The 17,698-nt window shown below is 24.5% G+C and carries 16 protein-coding genes; 4 read left to right on the top strand and 12 right to left on the bottom strand.

Going from position 1 to position 17,698, the window contains the following annotated elements:
- Window position 1: 1 nt before the first annotated feature.
- The 9 genes from BU00_RS0100140 to BU00_RS0100100 form a co-directional block, all read right to left on the bottom strand.
- Window positions 2–2,344, bottom strand: coding sequence for a class I tRNA ligase family protein (locus BU00_RS0100140; RefSeq protein WP_027120968.1), 2,343 nt, complete (start codon window positions 2,342–2,344; stop codon window positions 2–4).
- Window positions 2,345–2,355: 11 nt separating this feature from the next.
- Window positions 2,356–2,982: a uracil phosphoribosyltransferase gene (gene upp / locus BU00_RS0100135; RefSeq protein WP_027120967.1), complete on the bottom strand. Its 627-nt coding sequence runs from the start codon at window positions 2,980–2,982 to the stop codon at window positions 2,356–2,358.
- Between the two features lie 157 nt (window positions 2,983–3,139).
- Window positions 3,140–3,589 (bottom strand): hypothetical protein, encoded by a 450-nt coding sequence (locus BU00_RS0100130; protein ID WP_027120966.1) that lies wholly within the window; start codon window positions 3,587–3,589, stop codon window positions 3,140–3,142.
- A gap of 1 nt (window position 3,590) precedes the next feature.
- A complete protein-coding gene (gene thrS / locus BU00_RS0100125) occupies window positions 3,591–5,336 on the bottom strand; it encodes a threonine--tRNA ligase (protein WP_027120965.1) in 1,746 nt (581 codons plus the stop codon).
- Window positions 5,323–6,336 (bottom strand): tryptophan--tRNA ligase, encoded by a 1,014-nt coding sequence (trpS, locus tag BU00_RS0100120; protein ID WP_027120964.1) that lies wholly within the window; start codon window positions 6,334–6,336, stop codon window positions 5,323–5,325. The genes thrS and trpS overlap by 14 nt, the downstream gene beginning before the upstream one ends.
- Before the next feature lie 113 nt (window positions 6,337–6,449).
- Window positions 6,450–6,602: a 50S ribosomal protein L33 gene (rpmG, locus tag BU00_RS0100115; RefSeq protein ID WP_027120963.1), complete on the bottom strand. Its 153-nt coding sequence runs from the start codon at window positions 6,600–6,602 to the stop codon at window positions 6,450–6,452.
- Window positions 6,603–6,678: 76 nt separating this feature from the next.
- Entirely contained in the window at window positions 6,679–7,008 is a 330-nt protein-coding gene (locus BU00_RS0100110) for a MazG nucleotide pyrophosphohydrolase domain-containing protein (protein ID WP_027120962.1), read from the bottom strand.
- Window positions 7,009–7,063: 55 nt separating this feature from the next.
- A complete protein-coding gene (locus BU00_RS0100105; RefSeq protein WP_027120961.1) occupies window positions 7,064–7,345 on the bottom strand; it encodes an HU family DNA-binding protein in 282 nt (93 codons plus the stop codon).
- Between the two features lie 177 nt (window positions 7,346–7,522).
- A complete protein-coding gene (locus BU00_RS0100100; protein WP_036458661.1) occupies window positions 7,523–7,732 on the bottom strand; it encodes a hypothetical protein in 210 nt (69 codons plus the stop codon).
- Between the two features lie 177 nt (window positions 7,733–7,909).
- Between BU00_RS0100100 and BU00_RS05000 the strand changes: the two genes are divergently transcribed.
- From BU00_RS05000 to BU00_RS0100075, 4 genes are all read left to right on the top strand, one after another.
- Complete coding sequence (locus BU00_RS05000) at window positions 7,910–8,065, top strand: hypothetical protein (RefSeq protein ID WP_156926399.1); 156 nt, start codon at window positions 7,910–7,912, stop codon at window positions 8,063–8,065.
- A gap of 171 nt (window positions 8,066–8,236) precedes the next feature.
- On the top strand, window positions 8,237–10,807 hold the full coding sequence (locus BU00_RS0100090; protein WP_027120959.1) for a DNA topoisomerase IV subunit A: 2,571 nt from the start codon (window positions 8,237–8,239) through the stop codon (window positions 10,805–10,807).
- A gap of 161 nt (window positions 10,808–10,968) precedes the next feature.
- Complete coding sequence (locus BU00_RS0100080) at window positions 10,969–12,855, top strand: ribonuclease J (protein WP_027120958.1); 1,887 nt, start codon at window positions 10,969–10,971, stop codon at window positions 12,853–12,855.
- Window positions 12,856–12,944: 89 nt separating this feature from the next.
- Complete coding sequence (locus BU00_RS0100075) at window positions 12,945–14,129, top strand: phosphoglycerate kinase (RefSeq protein ID WP_027120957.1); 1,185 nt, start codon at window positions 12,945–12,947, stop codon at window positions 14,127–14,129.
- A gap of 36 nt (window positions 14,130–14,165) precedes the next feature.
- On the opposite strand, the gene BU00_RS04860 is transcribed toward BU00_RS0100075, so the two are convergent.
- From BU00_RS04860 to BU00_RS0100060, 3 genes are read right to left on the bottom strand one after another with little or no spacing between them, the layout of a single operon-like run.
- Window positions 14,166–15,311, bottom strand: a complete 1,146-nt coding sequence (locus BU00_RS04860; RefSeq protein WP_027120956.1) for a restriction endonuclease subunit S — start codon at window positions 15,309–15,311, stop codon at window positions 14,166–14,168.
- Window positions 15,312–15,352: 41 nt separating this feature from the next.
- A complete protein-coding gene (locus tag BU00_RS0100065; RefSeq protein WP_027120955.1) occupies window positions 15,353–15,817 on the bottom strand; it encodes an L-threonylcarbamoyladenylate synthase in 465 nt (154 codons plus the stop codon).
- Window positions 15,807–17,417, bottom strand: coding sequence for a CTP synthase (locus BU00_RS0100060; protein WP_027120954.1), 1,611 nt, complete (start codon window positions 17,415–17,417; stop codon window positions 15,807–15,809). The genes BU00_RS0100065 and BU00_RS0100060 overlap by 11 nt, the downstream gene beginning before the upstream one ends.
- Window positions 17,418–17,698: the final 281 nt, after the last annotated feature.

Here is a 17,698-nt window from a genome sequence, read left to right as displayed (position 1 = left end):
TTTATTTTATAACAAAGTTAATTATTTTATTAGGTACAAAAATCTCTTTTAATATAGTTTTGTTTTCTAATCAATTATTAACTATTTCTTTAGCTTTTGATATTATTTGATCTTTATTATCTTTTTTTGAAACATTAATTTCACCTCTTACTTTTCCATTAATTGTTATTGGATAAGTAATAGTGTCTAAAACTAATGCTTCATTGATAATATTAAAGTCTGTTAAATTATTTAAATTAAATAATCTTTGTGAAATTTCTCAAGTAAAATGTGGCACAAATGGTTCTAAAACATTTAATAACACATAAAACATTTCAAATATTAAATCATTATTTTTAATATTTTCAAAAAGATTTAATGTTTCCATTGCAAATGAAATAATTGTATTAAAACCAAATTGTGTATCTGTGTTTTCAAATGTTTCAATTGACTTTTGTAATGTTGAATATAATTTAAATCTTGCGTTTTTTTCTTCTTCGCTTAAAGTTAAATGATCAATTTTTTTAGGATCAAATTGTTTATTATTTTCTAAATTAAGCGAAAGAGATTCTAATCTATTTAAAAATTTAAAACACCCTACAATACCCGCATCAGATCATTCTAATTCTTTCATTGGTGGTGCTGCAAAAAAGATAAATAAACGAGATGTATCAGCTCCATATTTTTCAATTAAATCATTAGGCTCAACAACATTTCCTTTAGATTTTGACATTTTAACACCATCTTTTAAAACCATACCCTGTGTTAAAAGATTTTTAAATGGTTCTCTAAAATTAATATATCCTAAATCTGCAATAGCTTTGGTAAAAAAACGTGCATATAATAAGTGTAAAATTGCATGCTCTATACCGCCAATATAATGATCAACTTGATTTCAATAATTTAATGATTCATTATTAAATATTTTTTCTTCTCTTTCATTATTTGGTGTTGTATATCTTAAAAAATATCAACTTGATTCAAAAAATGTATCAAGTGTATCTGTTTCTCTTTGAGCATTTGAATTACATTTATAACATTTTATATTTATTCACTCATTATTACTTAATAAAGGATTTCCTTGCCCACTAAAATTAACATTTTCAGGTAATAAAATAGGTAAGTTTTGAATCTTCACAGGTAAAGTACCACATTTAGAACAGTGTATTAAAGGAATAGGTGTTCCTCAATATCTTTGACGAGAAATACCTCAATCTCTTAAATTAATTTTAATATCTTTTTTAAGTTGATTTTCTTTTAATTTAAGTATGATATTTTGTTTATTTAAAATATTTATATTATTGTATTTTATAAAATCTGAATGAGTTTCGTTTAGTTCAGAGGCAATAATAATTTCTTTATTTGGATTATTACTTGCAAAATCACAAATATAAACTTTTAATTGGGTATTGTTTATTGGATTGTTAAAAACAAAAGGTGTATTAATCATTATTTTTTTACCAAAAATTTTATTTACAAAGTTTGAATTAATTTCTTCTATTTGTTCAAGTTCTTGTTTGCTAAAATAATTTTGATTAATTAATTCTTTTATTAAATCGTGTTTATTACTAATTGCAATGAAATCTGCATTTTTTATAATTTCAAAATCTTTTTCAAAAATTGTTATAGGGTAAATTTGATTATTTTTTGTATCAATTATTTCAGAATCAACTTTAAATTCATTAGAAAAACCAATTCAATTTTTTTGCATTGTTAAAACTTGTTCTGGTCAATGACCTCTTAGCTGTTCCAAATCATCTAATAACTCTTTTGCATATTTTGTTATTTTTAAATAATATGTATCAATTTCTTTTTGTATAACTAATGAATCACATCTTCAACATTTGTTATCTATTACCTGTTCATTAGCAAGAATCGTATTGTCTTTTTCACATCAGTTTAGTGAACTTTTTTTCTTGTAAATTAAATCATTTTCTCAAAATTTAATAAATAAAAATTGTTCTCATTTAGTATATGTAGGATCAGCCGTTACACATTTTTCATCTCAAGCAAAAGAAATTCCTAGTTTTTTAATTTCATTATCCATTGTATCAATGTTTTCATATGTTCATTTTTTAGGATGAATACCATTTTTAATTGCGGCATTTTCAGCAGGAAGACCAAAAGCATCTCAACCAAAAGGATGAAAAACATTAAAACCTCTTCTTCTGTAAAATCTTGCTATAGCATCACTTATTGAGTAGTTTCTGATATGACCCATATGAATTCTTCCGCTAGGATATGGAAACATACTAACTATATATTTTTTAGGAAGAATTAAATCATTTTTTGGTTCAAAATATTTATTATCTACCCAATATTTTTGTCATTTTTTATCATTTTTTTTAAAATCAATTTTTTTCATATTGCCTTCTTTTATTTTGTACCAAAAATTCTGTCTCCTGCATCACCTAAACCTGGTTCAATATAACCTTCATTATTTAATTTATCATCTAATGATGCTAAATAAACGGTAAAATCATTACCAAAATGTTTTTCAATATTTTTAACACCTTCATTAACACCAACTAAACAAACAAGAATTATATTTGTAAAACCATCTTTTTTTAATCTAGAAATAGCATCAACTGCTGAATTACCTGTTGCAAGCATAGGATCAACTACTATTACTAAACTATCTTTATCAACATTTGGTATTTTATAAAAATATTCTTTTGGTGTTAATGTTTTTTCATCACGATACATTCCTATGTGACCAACACGAGCTTCAGGGATTAATTTTAATAAACCATCAGTCATTCCTAAACCTGCTCTTAGAATTGGTACTAAAATAATTTCTTTATCAAATTCATAACCTGTAATATTTTGATTTAAAGGAGTTGTTATTTGAGTTGTTTTTGGTTTATAGTCATTCATAATTTCAAAAACCATTAACGAAGCAATTTCATTAAGATTTTTTCTAAAATCACTATGATTTGTGTTTTTATCTCTCATTTTAGAAAGTTTAATTTTAATTAAAGGATGATTAAGAATTTTAAGCATTTTACCCCATTTTTGTTTAATAATATATATTTTTTAAATTATATAATATTTTTTCTATTCTTAGAACAGTCTTAATAAATTATTAGTTTTTTATCAAAACTTAACAAAAAGAATAAAAAAATGTATATTTTACAATAAAAAACATTTAACAAAAAAGTTAAATGTTTTTGTTAATTTTATTTCTTATTTTTTCAAAATTTTCATACTTAAATAAGTATATTCCTAAAAAATATAATATTGTATAAATAACAAAAACAACAACAGTATCATATTTATATCAATATCACTGCAATTGTGTTTGTTTACTGTTTTCAATTTTAACATTTGATGGTAATCACCCTAGTGTTGTGATTACACCAATAGTAAAAATAATATATTGAATATGTATTGGTTTATACTTTTTAAAATATGTTAAAACAACTACTAAAATAATATTTATTATTGTGTAAAAACTATAAATCAAAATTTTTGCATAAATTGGTAAAATTTCATAATTTAAACCTAAAATATGTTTTCAAGGTATGTTTATTAAAAAAATAATTAATGAAAACAGCACAAAAAAGATATTAAAACAAATAGAAAACTTATTTTTAATTTTTTTATTCATACTAATTTTTTGACATTTTAAGTTTACTAATCATTAATACAAAATCATCAAAACTTAGAGTATGTGTATCGTTTTTTCCGTATTCACGATAAGAGACTGAATCAGATAACATTTCTTTTTCACCTACAATAACTTGGAATTTTGATTTTGACATTTGTGATTCTCTAACTTTTTTTGCAAGTCTTTCTTGTCTTAAATCAATTTTTGATCTAAAATCAAGATCAAAAAGTTTTTGATTAATTGTTTTAGCATACTCTATTACTTCATCAGAATCAATTGCTGGAATTACTGTTAATTGTTTTGGTGCTAACCAAAATGGTAAAATACCTTTTGTTTGTTCAATTAAAATTGCAACAAATCTTTCATAAGTACCAACAAGACCTCTATGTATCATTATTGGTCTTTCTTCTTCATTATTTTTATTTGTAAATGTAATATCAAATTTTTGTGGAAGTAAGAAATCCAATTGCAATGTTGAAACGGTTATTTCGTGACCTAATGAAGTATTAATTTGAATATCCATTTTAGGTCCATAAAAAGCAGCTTCTCCTAATTTTGTTTCATATTTAACATTTAATTCATCTAAAACATTTTTTAAAATTTCTTCTGCTTCATTTCACATTTTATCATCATTGTAATATTTTTCTTTATCTTCTGGATCTCTTAACGAAAGAGAAACATAACTAATTTGAATTTTAAATGCTTCAAGTGTTTCTTTAATTAGTTGATACATTGACTTAAATTCTTCGGCTATTTGATCTTTTCTTACAAATAAATGACCTTCTGTAAGAATCATTCCTCTAACTCTTTCTAAACCGGTTAGTGCTCCAGATTTTTCATATCTGTAAAGTTGTGATTGCTCTGAATATCTAATTGGTAAATCACGATATGATCTTTTTTCTGTGTTGTAACATAAAATGTGATGAGGACAGGTCATTGGTCTTGGTATTAAACGCTCGTTTTCAACAACAATAGGTTTAAACATATCATCTTTATAGTGTGCTAAATGACCAGAAGTTTTGTATAATTCTTCTTCACCAAAATGCGGAGTTAAAACTTCAGTAAAACCATATTTACGATCCATTTTTAAAACTAAATTTTTAATTTCATTATGAATATACATCCCATCTTCTAATCAAAACGGAAAACCTTGTCCACCAAGTTTGTTGAAGGTAAATAATTTAAGTTCTTTACCAATTTTTCTATGATCTCTTTCTTTTCTATCCTTAAGAATTTCAAGATATTGTTCAAGTTCATCTTTTGTATCTCATGATGTACCATAAATTCTTGTTAATTGTATATTATCAGAATTACCTCTTCAATACGCACCTGCCAAACTTAATAATTTAAAATTTTTAATATGTTTAGTATCTTCAACATGTCCTCCAGCACATAAATCTATAAATATAATTTCTTGTGAAAGCGGATCTTGTAGCGCATAAAATGTAATTGTTTTTTCTGATTTTTTTAATTCATCATACAATTCTTTTTTATATGGTTTGTTTTCAAAAGAATACATTGATTCATCTACTTGCTTCATTATTAGATTTCTTGAAGCAAGTTTTTTCATAGATTTTTCTATCTTTAAAAGTTCTGAATCACTTATTGGTTGTTCAAATTCAAAATCATAGTAAAAACCTTCATCTGTTGCAGGTCCAAATCCTAATTTTACATTAGGATATAGTTTTTCAACTGCTGCACCAAGAAGGTGAGATGTTGTATGATTTAATTCTTTATTTGCTTTCATTTTGTTCTCCATAAAGACCCATTTTTAAAGTTAAATTGTTTAAAATCGGTCTTGCTATTTTTTGAGCTCTTAATGCTCCTTTATTTGCTATTTCTTCAATATTATTTAATGTATCTTTATATTTTAATTGAATATCAGTTAATAAATTTTTCACAGATAAAGCAACCGTTTCTTTAAATTCCTTATAATTTTTATTTATAAATAATTCTTCTGCTTGTTTAAGACTAATATCATTTAGAGCGGCATAGATATTTAATAAATTTAAAACACCTGGTTTATCTTGTGAAATATAAATTTTGTTTTCCGAATCTGTAATTGATTTTAAAATCTTTTTATAAGCTATTTCTGGATCTTCTAAAAGATATATTGTTGCTTTATCATTATTTTCACTCTTAGACATTTTTTCATTTGGATTAGTAAGTGATTTTATTCTTGCTCCTACTTCAGGAACAAAAATTTTTGGTAATTTAAAATTGCTTTTGTAGTGCTTGTTTAATTTTTGAGCAATATTTCTTGTTAATTCTAAATGTTGAATTTGATCTTCTCCAACAGGTACTAAATCAGGATTATATAGTAAAATATCTGCTGCCATTAAATTAGGATAGATTAACAAGCCGGTTGGAATTTTTTGTGTTCCATTTCCTTGCTTTAATTTTTGAGACTTATCTTTAAATTGTGTCATTCTTTGTAATTCACCAATAGTAGTTTCAGAAGAGCATAATCATTGCATCATTGTGTGTTCAATAACTTGTGATTGATAAAAAATTATTGAAGAATCAGGATTTAGACCACAAGCGATATAGAGAGCTAAAACAGATTCTCTTGCTTTTTTTAATTCTTTTGGATTAATGCTACCTGTTGTTAAAGCGTGTAAATCAGCAACAAAAACAAGTGTTTCATATTCATCTTGTAATTTAACAAAATTTTTAATAGCTCCTATATAATTCCCTAATGTTAACAAGCCTGTTGGTTTGATTCCGCTAACTAATCTTTTTTTCATATGACCTCTTTATTATTAAATAAAATTTTAATTATGTTAATTATAATATAAATTAAATATTGATTATTAAAAATTAAACTAAGTATAATGGATACTTAGTTTAATATGGTAAATTATTTCTTTTCTTTATGATTTGTGTGAGCATTACATTTTGAACAATATTTTGATAATTCAACTTTTTCTGGGTGATTTTTTTTGTTCTTTTTAGAAATGTAGTTTTCCATTTTACATGTTGTACAAGCTAATGTATAACCTTCTCTTGCCATATTTTCTGCTCCTTTATTATTTAATTTTAATTAAAAAGTATTTATATTATAAATTAAAAAATATTTTTAATAAATTTTATTTTTTATTTATAAAATCATATAAATTACTATTATGATTATATCTTTTTGATGCTTCTTTATCTTTTTCCAAAATAATTTCAGATAAATTTATATTATTTAAATTTGCTAATGCTACAGTGTAATGTATAACATCTGCTAATTCAGATGCTAAATCAACATTTTCTTTTGGTCTTTTAAACCCTTCTTTTATCGCAATTGCTTCCGCAACTTCTCCAACTTCTTCGAAAAGTTTGGTTAACATTCTGTAATTTGAAACATTAGGAAAGTTATTGTAATGTTCTTTGAGATATTTTTGAATATCAATAATTGTTAAATCTTTTTTCATAATTAATATATTTCTCTTAATTAAAAAATAACAAAATATTGTTATTTTTTAATTATTAATTTTTAAAATCTATAATATCACGTAAATATTTTGATGGTTTATATTTTACAACACGTTTTTGAGGAACAATTTGTTCTTCTTTTGTGAATCTATTAATAATAGTTCTTTGAGGTTTTACAACTGTTGAAAAAATACCTAAATGTGATAATCTTACTGAATCTTCTAAAATTAATTGTTCTTTCAAAACGAAAACCATTGAGTCAAGAACTTCCTCAATTTTCTTAGGTGTTAATTCTGTTCTTTCTGCAATTTCAGTAACAAATTCTTTTTTAGTCATTGTTCTCCTTAAAATTAAAATTATTTAATTTACGAGTAAATTATACAACAAAAACTAATATATAAGTATTTAAATGTAAAATGTTATTATTAAACTTTACAATGAAAATTTTAACTTGTTTATAAGTTTGTAATTTGATAAATATTCTTTGTTATTATTAATCAATTTATTATTCAATTATTTATTATTTTTTTTGATTTTACTATTTTTATAAACTTTTTCATAATCAATATCAACACCATTTTCTTCAAATGATTCTTGGAAAAATTCTATTATTGTTAATAATTCTTCTTTTGAAAATTCATCAAGATTTATGTTTATATTTAATTTTTTTCTTTTCTTTTGCTTCTTTGTCCCTGTTTTCGATATCAATATTTCTTTATTCATATCTAAATTATACAAATTATATTTTCTTAATTTACTAAAAATATAAAATTACATCACTTTAATATAAAAATAATTATTAAAATAGTTGTAAAAAGTGACAAAATTAAGGTTATTTCACATATTATTTTCAACAAAAATACCTTTCTTATATTAGTTAATATATGATATAATTTAAAAATGAAAAATAAAAAAATAAAAAGAAATTGAATATATGTTTTGTTAGTGGCATTATCATTCACTGTTGGCGCTGGTATAGTCACAGGTGTTTTCTTTGGTATTACAAAAAAATATTGAGATAGTTCTCAAACAAATAATAAAATAGAAAATAAATAAACAAAAACCGATGTTACACATTGGTTTTTGTTTATAATTTTAATACAAATTAAAAAAGTCATATGACTAAATTATTAAATGTAAACAAGTTTATTTATAATTTTTGAAAAATAATTTTTTAAATTTTTGAAGTAAATTGAATTATTTCTAAATTATTTAATAAAGGATATTATGAAAAAAACAAAAGAGATTTTAATTGAAAATATTATTAATGAATCACTTGAAAATATAATGTCAGATAGATTTTCTAAATACTCAAAATATGTTATACAACAACGTGCATTACCAGATATAAGAGATGGTTTAAAACCGGTTCAAAGAAGAATTCTTTATTCAATGCTAACATTAGGTTTAGATTTTGATAAGTCTTATAAAAAATCTGCAAGAGTTGTTGGAGATGTAATTGGTAAATACCATCCTCATGGAGATTCATCGGTTTATGAAGCTATGGTAAATATGAGTCAATGATGAAAGCAAGGTATTCCTCTACTAGATATGCATGGAAATATTGGTTCTATGGATAATGATAGTCCTGCTGCTATGCGTTATACAGAAGTTAGGTTATCAAAATTTTCTCAATTTATTTTAGGTGATTTAAAAAAGAAAACTGTTCCTTTTATCCCTAATTTTGATGATTCAGAAACTGAACCTTTAATACTACCATCTTTATTACCGAATATACTTGTAAATGGTTCAAGAGGAATAGCAATAGGTATGGCAACAGATATGCCACCACATAATTTAGGCGAAGTTATTGATGCTACAATTCTAAGAATAAAAAAACCAAACGCATCATTAAATGAAGTAATGAAACATGTTAAAGGTCCAGATTTTCCAACAGGCGGAGAAATACATGGAACTAATGGGATTTTAGAAGCGTTTGAAACAGGAACAAATAAAAAAAACAAAATTAAACTTTTTAGTGTTTACACAACCTATGAAAAAGGTAATAATAGTTTTATTGAAATAACACAAATACCATATGGAGTGACAAAATCAAAACTTGTTTATGATATTGATTTATTGATTCAAAACAAAGAAATAGATGGAATTATCGAAATAAAAGATCAATCAGATCGTAATGGTGTTAATATTTTAATTACCTTAGAAAAAAATGTTAATATAAATAGTATTATTTCTTTTTTAATGCAAAAAACCGATCTTCAAATTACTTATAATTATAATAATACAGTTATATCTAATTTACAACCAAAAACAGTTAATTTAATTGAACTTTTAGATAGTTATCAAAATCATGTAAAAGATATTGTTAATAAAACATTGCAGTATGATTTGGAAAAAGCAAAATTAAGACTTGAAATAGTTGAAGGTTTTATTAAAGTGTCCGAAATAACAGATGCAGTAATAAAGGTTATTAGAGAATCAGAAAACTCTAAATCAGGTGTTATTCAAAATTTAATAAAACATTTTAATTTTACTCTTATTCAAGCAACTGCAATTGCTGAATTAAGACTTTATAAATTAAGCAAAACAGATAAACAAGCATATTTAGATGAAAAAGGACAATTAGAGCAAGATATAAAAAGAATGATTTTGTTACTTAATGATGCATCTGAATTTGATAAATATATTATTAAAAAATTACAAGAATTAAAAAATGAATTTAATATTCCACGTAGAACAAAAATTATTGAATCAGAATTTGATTTTTCATATTCAGAAACTGATTTAATCAAAGATGAACAACTTACTGTTGGTATTTCAAAAAATGGATATGTTAAAAAGTTTAGTGATAAAATAGTTGAAGCAAATAATATTAAAAATTATCAATTAAAAGAAGAAGATAATCTTGTTTTTTATTCTAAATTAAGTTCTTTATCAACATTATTAATTTTTACCTCATTAGGTAACTTTATAGTTTTACCTATTTATAAAATAAATAATTCTAAATGAAAAGAATTAGGCCAACACTTATCAGATATAATTGATTGAGAATATAACGAGCAAATCATTTCGATATTTGAAATAAAAGACTGAAATCAAAATATTTTTGTGGTTTTAGGAACAGAAAAAGGTTACTTTAAGAAAACTAAATTAAGTGATTTTAAAATGACTAAAATTAACAAAAAATATTCATGTATAAATATATCTGATGATGATAGAGTTGTTAATGCATTATTATCAAATGGAGAAAAAAATATTTATATAATAACTAAAAATGGACTTGGTTCAATGTATTCTGAAATAGATGTACCAATTTATGGTTTAAAAACTAAGGGTGTAAAAGGTGTGTATTTATCATTAAATGATAAAGTCGCACAATTTGTTATGTGCGAACTTAATCAGAAAATTGTTGTGTCAAGCAATAATGGTTATGTTAATAAAATAGAATGCAATAAAATAACTTATATTCCTAAAAACATAAAAGGTAAAAAAACTTTTGCACTTCCAAATGAAACAATCATAAATGATATTGCTATATATAATTCTGATACAATTTTTATTGTTAAACAATCAAACTCAGAAACAACATTAGAACCCATTGCAAATATTTCATTTACAAAAAATGATATAAAAGCAAATAAAATTCTTTTACCAGAAATAACAAATGTTAACATAATAAAAAATGATACAGAAGAAAAAGTTGCAATTCAAAATATGTTTTCACAAGAATTTATAAAAGATGAAGAAGAAATTTTTAAATTAAGCCAACAAACATTAACAGAAGCAGAAAACAAATTAGAAAGTTTATTAAAAAAGTTATCAAAACAAAATAAATAAAACTTAAATTTGAAAGCACAAGAAAATGTTTTACTAAAAAAATGGTTCGAAAATGGTTTTTTATTAACAAAAAATCATTTTTTTTATATAATAAAATTAAATATTTATCAATAAATATTCTTTTTTATTTCACTATTTTAATATATAAAACAAGGAGAAAAATGAATAAAAAAAATGAACAAGCTACGCGGATTATAGCTCTGGGTGGTTTTGAAGAAATTGGTAAGTCTACATTATTAATTGAACATAAAAACCATATTTTCTTGGTTGATTCTGGTATTAAATTTGCTGATACATTTAATACGGGTATAAAAGGAATAATACCTAATTTTGATTATTTAAATCAAGAAGGCAAAGTTATTGAAGGTTTATTTATCACCCATGGACATGAAGATCATATAGGTGGTGTAGTTTATTTAGTTAAAAAAACAAATATAAGCAAAATATTTGCACCAAGAATTGCAATCCAATATTTACAACTAAAATTTGATGAACACAACATTAAAAGAAAAATAGAATTTATAGAAATAAAAAAATCTGATGTTCACTATTTTGCTAATAAATGTAAAGTTGACTTTTGAACAGCACAACATTCAATTCCTGATGCTTTTGGCGTAAGAATTACAACACCAAATGGAAGTATTATGTGTACTGGGGATTTTAGATTTGATTACTCTCCAATTGGTAACTATACAGATTTTGCACGTTTAGATGAAATAGGAAAACAAGGTTTAACTGCTTTATTATCTGATTCAACAAATGCAATGAGAGACAATCACTCACCAAGTGAAAGTGATATTTTAACAGATATTGAATCACATATGCTGAATGCTAAAAAGAAAATTATTATAACTACCTTTGCATCTAATTTAACAAGAGTTAAAGTAATTATTGAACTTGCTGAAAAACTTGGTAAAAAAGTTGTAACTTTTGGTAGATCAATGATTCAAGGTGTTAAAATTGGAAGAAAACTAGGTTATATTAATGTTTCAGATAATGTTATAGTTGATAAGAAACATTTAGTTAATATCCCAGATTCACAAATAGTTATTTTAACAACAGGTTCACAAGGTGAACAACTTGCTGCATTATCAAGAATGAGTTATGGAAAGCATGCTACTGTTAAAATTAATAAAGATGATGTGATTATTTTTTCTTCAAGTCCAATTCCTGGTAATAGAATGATTATTGAGTTACTAGTTAACAGATTATATAAATTAGGTGCTTTAATTAAAGAAAATGGTACTGACGGATTTTTACATACATCTGGTCATGCGTATAAAAAAGAACATGATAAAATTTTTCAATTAACCAAACCAAAATATTTCTTACCATACCATGGTGAATATCGTATGGCATTGGAACATGGAAAAAGCGCTACAAGAAATGGTGTTAAAAAAGAAAATGTGCTTTTTGTACAAAAAGGTGTTGTTTTTGAAATGTTTAAAAACACAATTTATCCTACTGATGAAAAAGTAGATTTCGGACCAGTTTATATTGATGGTAATTCTGTTTTAAGTCTTTCTGAACAAATATTAAAGCAAAGAGCACAATTAAAAGATTCTGGTTTTGTCAACATTATTTTCTTAATAAATAAAAAACAAAACATTATTATCGGAAGACCAAAAATTATAACTAGAGGAAGTTTCTTTGTTAAAACTTCTAAAGATTTAGTGGATGAAAGTCGTAGAGTAGCAAATGGTGCTGTATTGTATTATATTAAAAACTTTAATAACTGAAAAGTTGAGGATTTAGAAAAAATTATAATAGATCGTCTTGGATCTTTATTCCATAAAGAAAAAAGAAGAAATCCAATTATAATTCCAACTATTCTTTTTACCGAAATAAATCAAGACCAGCCACTAAGCGAACAAAAAATAAAGTTTAAAAACGATATTAAAAAAGAACCTAATCTTCGTGAAGTTGTTCAAATTAATGATTCTAAGATTACTAACAAAAAATTAATTAAAGAATTAAAAGAAGTTGAAGAAGCAATTTTTGGTGATATTGAAGCAGAAGAAAACTTTGATGAAGATGATGAAATTTAAAATAAAAAAATAATTTAAAATATAACAATTTAATTTAATATTATATTTTTAATAATATAATATTAAACATATTAAGATAAGGAGAAATCATGAAAAAAACAATTGATAATTTAAATCTAAAAAATAAAAAAGTTCTTGTTAGAGTCGATTTTAATGTTCCAGTAAAAAATGGAGTAATTAGTTCTGTAAAAAGAATTACTTCTGCATTACCTACAATCCAAAAAATTATTAAGGAAGGTGGTAAAGCAATATTATTTTCGCACTTAGGAAGAATTAAATCTGAAGAAGATTTTGCAAAAGGAACTCTTAAACCAGTTGCAGTTGAATTAGCAAGACAATTAGGAAAACCAGTTTATTTTGTACCAGAAACAAGAGGTGCATTATTAGAAACAACTATTGCAGAAATGAAACCTGGTGATGTTGTTTTAGTAGAAAACACACGTTTTGAAGATGCTAACAATAAAGCAGAAAGCAAAAACGATCCAGAATTAGGAAAATACTGAGCTTCACTTGGAGACGTTTTTGTAAATGATGCTTTTGGTACAGCACATAGAGCACATGCTTCTAATGTTGGAATTGCAAGCAATATTGCTGAATCAGCACTTGGATATTTAATGGAAAAAGAAGTTTCTTCATTAGAAAAAGCAATCAAAAACCCACAAAGTCCATATGTTGCAATTATTGGTGGAGCAAAAGTTTCAGATAAAATTCAAGTATTAGAAAATCTTGCTAAAATTGCTGATAAAATGATTATCGGTGGAGCAATGGCTTACACATTTATGCAAGCACAAGGATTTAGCACAGGAACTTCATTAGTTGAATTAGATTATATTGAATTAGCTAAAAACTTTTTAGAAAAATATTCAGATAAAGTTATTTTACCAGTTGATCACGCTTGTGCTCAAGAATTTAAAGATGTTGAACCAAATATTCAAGAAGGTTCAATTCAAGATGGATGAATGGGACTTGATTTAGGACCAAAATCAATCGAATTAGTTCAAGAAGCTCTTAAAAATGCTAAAACAGTAGTTTGAAATGGACCAATGGGTGTTGCTGAATTTGAACACTACAAAAATGGTACATTAGCAGTATGTAAAGCAGTTGCTGAATTAAAAGATTGTTATACAGTAGTTGGTGGTGGTGATTCTGTTGCTGCTGTTGAAAAACTTGGTATGGAAGATAAATTCTCACATGTTTCAACAGGTGGTGGTGCATCATTAGAATTACTTCAAGGTTTAGAATTACCTGGTGTTACATCAGTTCAAGAAAAATAATAAAAAGAACCAATTCGGTTCTTTTTTTATACAATTTTAAACAAACATTTTTTGTAATAATGTTGTTTTAATATTTTGTAATTTTTCAAGTTTTTGCTTGTTTAGTTTAATAACGTTGTCAAGAGTGGTGAAGAGTTTTGCGATTTTTTGTTGTTCAAACAATTGTTTTGTAATATAAATTTCCATTTCAAGAACATCATTTTTTGATATATTTAATTGAGCTGTACCAGAAGATATAGAACTAAAATACTCAGAGTTATTGTTTATTACTTTTGATATAAAAAATGAATCATTATTTTTAGAATTTAATACAAGAGAACCCACACGCTGGTTTAAAACATATTTATTTTCTTCAGGTATAACAGTAGTTTTTCCTATAAGAGAACCTGATGCAATATCAGAAAGAATAATAATTATTGAATCTTTTTCTAATATTTTTTTTGCAAAATCTGTTTTCTTTTTATTATCATTTAATAAACCATTTACTGTGACACTATTTAAATTAATTATTTTAAATTTTCCATATTTATTAATATATTTTTCATATGAAAAACCATTTTCAAAACTAGAAATATCTTTTATTTTTATATACTCTCACTCACCCTCAAACCCTTTAAACCTAATTTTTGGGACTAAATTTTCTTTATCTGCAAACATTTTTTGCAATAATTCTTTTTTAACATTTTCAAGTTTTTGAATTTTTTGATCTTGTGGTTGAATTTGATCATCAATATTTTTAAACAAATTAGCAATTTTTTGTTGTTCTTGGAACTGATTAGAAATAAAATATTGATTTTCTTTTAATAAACCTAAATGTCTTTGATAACCACGATGTTCAGGTAAATTTTTTAATAATAATTGAAAAAAGAAATATCTTGGTATATTTACATTTAATAATTTTATCCCATCAGGTGCAACTAAAAATGGTCTATTAGGTAAATATAATGATAATGAGTGATCTCCAAAAACAATATATTTTTCAAATTCTTTATTTGGCTCTTTATTGGAATAACCTAATATAGGATTTAAACCTTGTTGAATTATTGGAAACTTACCATTTAGTTCTTTTTCTGTTGAAAAAGAACTAAAATTTTCAACTATAAAAATTTCTTCAAAATTACATTTCTCTCACTCAACCTCAAATTCCTCAAATCTAATCTCTGGCTTTAAACCCTTGCTCATAATACTCCTTAAACATAATTAATTTAATTATATTATTTTGATTATCTTTCTATAATTTGATTAGTATCAAGATTAATTATGGTACTTGGTTTTCCTGAACCTGTTCCAAAATCTAAAATATTTCCTACATTATAAAATACTTTTTTAGCTTCTTCAAAATTTAAGGGATTTTGACCACTTATATTAGCACTTGTTAAATAAATAGGACCATTTTTATTAAGATAATTAAGCAATGCTTGATTATCTGGCATTCTAAAACCTTGATTATTAACAACAATGGTAAAACCACCAGGTCAATATTTTTTTGCAACTTCCGATGCTTGTTTTGTTCATTGTTCAAAAGAAGATGCTTGTTCAATTGAAGCGACTAAAATCACAATTTTTTTATTTAATGGTCTTTGTTTTATTTCATAAATTAAATCTAAAACATTGTCATTAACAACTCCACCAATACCTGGTACGGTATCTGTTGTACATAAAATTAAATCTTTAAACTTATTTTCCATTTTGTTTGCTCGCTGCTTTTAAAAATACATTAAATAATTTATGAGGTTTTAATGGTCTTGCAGTAAACTCAGGATGATATTGAACACCAATATAAAATTCTTTTGATATATCTTCACAAGATTCAATTAAATTTAAATTAGGTTCAATACCAGAAAAAATAAAATTATCATCTTGTAAAATATTAATATATTCATTATTGACTTCATATCTGTGTCTGTGTCTTTCATAAACTGAATTAGTTTCATAAAATGAAGCAATTAATGAATTTTCTTTAAAAACAGTTTGAGATGCTCCAAGGCGTAGTGTTCCACCCATATCATCATTTTCGGTTTTCCCTTGTATATAATCAAGCACATAAATTTCTTTATCTTTATTGCTTGCAAATTCTTTTGAAGTAGCGTTTTTTAATCCTTTGATTCTTGCTTGTGCTACTGTCATCGCTTGCATACCAAGGCATATACCAAAAGTTGGAATATTATGTTTTCTAGTATATGTTGCAACTAAAACTTTTCCTTCAAAACCTCTTGCTCCAAAACCAGGTAGAATTACAACACCATCATAATTTTTTAAACATTCTCCTATATTTTGCTCAGTAAATAAACTACTATCAAAATATTTTAAATTTAAATTTAATCCTAAGTGAATTGATGAAATTTTAAGTGCTTCATTTATTGATTTATATGCATCTGAAAATTCTGTATATTTACCAATCATTGCAATATTTAAAGTTTTTTGATTAATCTTTTTGGCTTTATTTACAAATTCTTCTCATTCATGTAAATTAGCACCATTATCTTTAATATTAAAGTAGTTTAAAATATTTTGAACCACTTTTTGTGTCTCTAAATAAAGTGGCATTTCATAAATATTTGAAATATTTGGAACAGTAATTACATTTTCTTTTCTTAAACGAGAACTTTTAGCTACTTTTGCTATTATTTCATTGTTAATTTTATCATCTGATCTTAAAAATAGCATATTGGGTTCAATACCAAGACCTTTTAAATTAGCAACGGAAAATTGTGTTGGTTTGGTTTTAAATTCACCAGATGAAGTAAGATATGGTACATATGTGACATGAATAAAAAATGTTTTATTTTCTTCTGAGTCATAACTTAGTTCTGAAATAGCGTGCATAAATGAATTTGATTCAATATCACCTACTGTTCCACCAATTTCTATAATAATAAAATCAGTTTTGTATTTTTCTTCTATGTTTTTAATACTTAATATAATTTCATCTGTCACATGAGGGATAAACTGTACTGTTTTCCCGTTATAAAATCCTTTTCTTTCTTTATTTAAGATGTTTTGGAATATTTTTCCACTAGTTACATTAGAATCTTTTGAAAAATTTTGATCAATAAATCTTTCATAATGACCTAAATCAAGGTCTGTTTCTCCTCCATCTTCTGTAACATATACTTCACCATGTTCATAAGGTGACATAGTTCCTGGATCAATATTTAAATATGGATCAAGTTTTAAAACAAAAACTGAAAAACCTCTTGATTTTAATAAATTACCAACAGATGCAGCAGAAACCCCTTTTCCAAGACCAGAAATAACCCCACCTGTTACAAAAATATATTTAGACATTTAACCTTTCTTAAAAAACTTATTAGGTTTCTTTTTATTATACTTTATAAAATTAAAAAATTGATATAAATTAAAATAAGAAAGTAAAAATTTACTAAATTTTGCTTTAAATTTGGTAAATTTAAATAAATATGTATAAAACCAGATTTTAAGTAATAAAACCTGGTTTTAAATCCTATTTTGTATATTTAAAAGTATTATTTACTTTTGTTAATTTTAAAGCATTAATTAAGGTTTGATTATATGTTAAGTTAATTCTGATATTATCATCGATATTTTCT

Source organism: Mycoplasma leonicaptivi ATCC 49890 (genome assembly GCF_000622205.1).
Taxonomy (GTDB): Bacteria; Bacillota_I; Bacilli_A; order Mycoplasmatales; family Metamycoplasmataceae; genus Mycoplasmopsis; species Mycoplasmopsis leonicaptivi.
The sequence above is the reverse complement of the archived record's forward strand: the minus strand, read 5'-3'. Positions and strand labels throughout refer to the sequence as shown.